The organism is Acinetobacter parvus DSM 16617 = CIP 108168 (assembly GCF_000368025.1).
GTDB classification, from domain to species: domain Bacteria; phylum Pseudomonadota; class Gammaproteobacteria; order Pseudomonadales; family Moraxellaceae; genus Acinetobacter; species Acinetobacter parvus.
In genome coordinates this window covers 322,154-324,439 of sequence record NZ_KB849211.1, presented here as the reverse complement: position 1 = coordinate 324,439, position 2,286 = coordinate 322,154, and the positions used below count along the sequence as shown (strand labels likewise).

At 39.9% G+C, this 2,286-nt stretch carries 1 protein-coding gene and 3 pseudogenes; 2 read left to right on the top strand and 2 right to left on the bottom strand.

Translation table 11 applies throughout. The annotated features are described in order from the left end of the window. Window positions 1-407: pseudogene (locus tag F988_RS15355) on the bottom strand (IS3 family transposase); the annotation flags it as partial. Between F988_RS15355 and F988_RS03670 the strand changes: the two are divergent. Next, window positions 374-1,010, top strand: a pseudogene (locus F988_RS03670) (IS5 family transposase); the annotation flags it as partial. The pseudogenes F988_RS15355 and F988_RS03670 overlap by 34 nt on opposite strands. A 117-nt stretch (window positions 1,011-1,127) precedes the next feature. Here F988_RS03670 and F988_RS03665 read toward each other — a convergent pair. Beyond that, window positions 1,128-1,700, bottom strand: a pseudogene (locus tag F988_RS03665) (IS5 family transposase); the annotation flags it as partial. A 158-nt stretch (window positions 1,701-1,858) separates the two neighbouring features. Between F988_RS03665 and F988_RS03660 the strand changes: the two are divergent. After that, the coding region (locus F988_RS03660; RefSeq protein WP_004681123.1) for an ESPR domain-containing protein at window positions 1,859-2,286 on the top strand (428 nt) is incomplete at its 3' end.

Genomic DNA, 2,286 nt, shown 5'->3' with positions numbered 1-2,286 from the left:
ATATCTGTACACCAGACTTGATTAGAGTGATCGATGACCATGTTTTTCAACAGATATGGGAAAATACGGTGTGCAAGATTAGGCTTACTGGTATTGGGTTTTGGATACAAGGCATGTATTCCCATCAAGCGCATTAAACGTCGGACTTTACGCCGACCTATTTGATGCCCTTGACGCTGTAGCATATCTCGTATCATTCGACTGCCCATAAAGGGGTAGTCGAGATGAATTTCATCGATCAGACGCATCAAACTCAAATCAGTTGATGAAATCTCTTTGGACTTGTAATACAACGTACTGCGATTGATTTGAATCAATTGCGATTGTTGTCGTACCGAAAGTTGATGGGTCTTATCGATCATTTTTTGCCGCTCAGCTGCCCCATGACTTTCCCAAATGGCGCACCGTCCACTCGTACTTTCAGAAATGGAGCGAGCTTGACGAAGAAGGCAACAGCATTCTTGACAGAGTCTTAAAAAAAATTAGTCAAAAAAGCGCGAAAGAAGGACAACCGTAAGGGCAAAACCAGTTTTATCATCATCGATGCTCAAAGCGTTAAGAACACAGATACCGCCAAACACAAAGGCTATGACGCAGGAAAGAAAGTATCAGGGATTAAGCGCCATATTGCGGTAGACAGCCAAGGCTTGCCGCATGCTATCTGTATTACCACTGCCAATATCACCGACCGTGAGGGGGCTAAAACGTTACTTCGTCAACATGCTAAACGCTTAAGCCGGGTAAAAAATGTGATGGTTGATGGCGGTTATCGAGGTGAGGCATTTGCCAATAGTGTAAAGACCCTTTTAGGCGAAACCGTTACCACAGAAGTTGCCAAAAGAGATGAACTGCATACGTTTAAAGTCATACCAAAGCGATGGGTTGTAGAACGTTCGTTTGCTTGCCTTGAGAAAAATAGACGTCTATGGAAAAACTGTGAGCGTCATTTAAATTCGAGCCTTCAATTTACCAATCTTGCTTTCATCGCTTTGTTATTGAAAAGATTGTGAACAGGTTCTTATACTGTCACTTAGACAGGCTGGGCATTTGATGTATAGTATGATGTGCATTTCACTATTTTATCAATTTCTCAGCCTGTTTTTTTCCCAGCCTACTTTTTGAACCACCACCTGATTGTTTATCGGTGGTTCATGCTTGGCAAGATAGTCATCATGGGCTTGGCTTTTATACGCACTGTCAGCGTAAACAGCAGATTCATCACCTGTTAACAGCGTGGTAAAACATTGGGAATCATGCACATTGGCTGGGGTAGTTTCAACTTTTTTGACAAAGCTGTCTTCATCACAGTTTAGATGGATTTTAAAGCCGTAGGTGGTTTTCACTTTGCCTGTACTGTCTTTTTTACTGACGTAAGCAGCTTCTTTGTCTTGGGTATTGTCGGTATGTTTGCCTTTTTTAGCTCGTTTGTTCTTGGCTTCGACGATACTGGCATCGATGATGCTGACACTGCCTGCTTTGATGATAATATTTTGCTCGGCTAGTTGCTCGTTGATTTGGTTGAATAAGGGTTGGGTAAGTCCAAGTTCGCCTAGGTGTTTGTGGTATCGCCAGATGGTGCTGTGATCGGGCACATTGTCAGTCAGCGATAATCCGACAAAGCGACGAAAGAGTAAGTCTCGTGCCAGTTGTTTTTCCATGGCTGGGTCTGATAAGCCATACAGTTTTTGTAGTAACAAGACTTATATTGTTAATAAAAACATTTTATACTGGAATTACCAATATTGTTAAAATTTTTAAAAAAAGGTAGATTAACTTTTTAAATAATTACAAAAGTTAATTGTAATTTGATAGCTATGTATATCATTTGCTTAATATTTAACTCTCAGGATAATATTACATGAACCATATTTATAAGGTAATACGCTGTAAGACTACAGGTTTATTTATTGCCGTAGCAGAGACCGCTAAGTCCAATGGAAAGTCTAAGAATCAGACAGTTGGTCAAACTCGTAAAAAAAATGGTATTCAACAATACGCTATTTTGATGAATGCTTCATCAAATTTAAAAGTTTTTGGCGTAAGAAAACTTGCGTTTGCACTCAGTATGATTTTTGGAATAGGTATTATCAATCATGCTCAAGCACAGGATTTGTATGTTGATGGTACTTTAACAGTAGTAGGTAATACTACTGTTAATGGCACACTTACAGTAGGTGGACAGACTGTTGCTACTCAAACTGAGCTGCAAAAAAAGGCCAACCAAACTGATTTAGATGCTACCAATGCCAATGTTACTGCTAATACCAATGCTATTGCGACTAAAGC